2 protein-coding genes and 1 pseudogene are annotated in these 1,222 nt (G+C 70.4%); 1 reads left to right on the forward strand and 2 read right to left on the reverse strand.

Going from position 1 to position 1,222, the window contains the following annotated elements:
• Positions 1 to 171, reverse strand: a 171-nt coding sequence (locus H5J30_RS34315) for a maleylpyruvate isomerase N-terminal domain-containing protein (protein ID WP_181791722.1), incomplete at its 3' end; no start/stop codon positions are given.
• A 325-nt stretch (positions 172 to 496) separates the two neighbouring features.
• Between H5J30_RS34315 and H5J30_RS34320 the strand changes: the two genes are divergently transcribed.
• A complete protein-coding gene (locus H5J30_RS34320; protein ID WP_181791723.1) occupies positions 497 to 1,048 on the forward strand; it encodes an SET domain-containing protein-lysine N-methyltransferase in 552 nt (183 codons plus the stop codon).
• A gap of 60 nt (positions 1,049 to 1,108) precedes the next feature.
• On the opposite strand, the pseudogene H5J30_RS37225 reads toward H5J30_RS34320, so the two are convergent.
• Positions 1,109 to 1,222, reverse strand: a pseudogene (locus H5J30_RS37225) (DNA-directed RNA polymerase subunit alpha); the annotation flags it as partial.

Genomic DNA, 1,222 nt, shown 5'->3' on the forward strand with positions numbered 1-1,222 from the left:
GGCCGTCAGGCCGACCAGGTGGCCCAGCAGGTGGCGCACGGCCATGCCCTCGCACGGCGTGGGGTCCTCCAGCCGGTCGTCGGGGACGCCGGCGGCGAGCTGGGCGACAACTCTGGTCTGCGGGGCGAGGTCCGGGTGGGCGGCCGGTGCGGCGGGGCTTGCGTCGGTCATGCGGAGTTCCTTCCGTGGCGTACTGCCTCCACTGACTCTGACTCGTGCGGGGCGGGAAACTCATCGCCGATCCGGCCCGAGTGCACGCTGTGGACCGGGATCGGTTCTGATCTCACGGCGAACCGCGGGGTTCCGACAAGGCCCGGAGCGCGGCCGCGAACGCCTTCGGCGGGGACTTCGCATCGCGGCAGGGCCGGAGCGGGTCCGGTGCGGTGCAAGGATGGGCGGACCGCGGTCGAGGAGCTCCTCGACCGCGCGTCGATTTGTCGTGTCCGCGCATGATCACATGCGCGGGTGGGCTGATCCTCCTCAGAGAGCAGGCAGCGTGAACGACGGATACGAACTCCAGCGAACCGAAGCCAAGGGGGAAGGGGTGTTCTCCACCCGGTCCTTCCGGGTCGGCGAGACGGTGATGGTCGGTGTCATCGACCGCGAGCTGGACCAGAACCACTCCCACGCCTCCCAGATCGGCGCGAAGCGATTCGTGCTGCACGGCGGGCTCGTCCCCAAGGTGAACCACTCCTGCGAGCCGAACTGCGGGATCCGCCTGAACGCCAGCGGCGCCCACGACCTCATCGCCCGCCGACTCATCACAGCAGACCAGGAGATCACCTTCGACTACGCCATGCGGAACTACTCCGTCAGTCACTTCGCCGCCCACTGCCGGTGCGGCTCACCGCGCTGCCGTGACCGCATCACCGGGTGGCAGGGTCTGCCGGCCGAGCGGAAAGCGGACTACCACGGCTTCGTCGCCCCCTACCTCATCGAGATCGACCGCCGGGCCCGCGCGGCCCCGGCCACCCGCCGGGTTCCCCTTGCCGGTGGGCCCGCCGCGACCCCGACGGGTATCGCCAGCAGGGCTGCTGAGCTGCAGTGATGTGACCGGCCGTGCGGGCTCCGGGGTGGTTCCCGGAGCCCGCGCGCTCCGGCGCAGGGTTCAGTACTGTTCGGTCTCGATGAAGCTCGCGCCCGTGTCACCTTCGGCGCCGAAGGTGTCGGCGGCCGTCGTCGGGTCGAATCCGGGCGGGCTGTCCTTGAAACTCATGCCGAG

The sequence above is a fragment of the Streptomyces phytophilus genome (assembly GCF_013870535.1).
GTDB lineage: Bacteria > Actinomycetota > Actinomycetes > Streptomycetales > Streptomycetaceae > Streptomyces > Streptomyces phytophilus.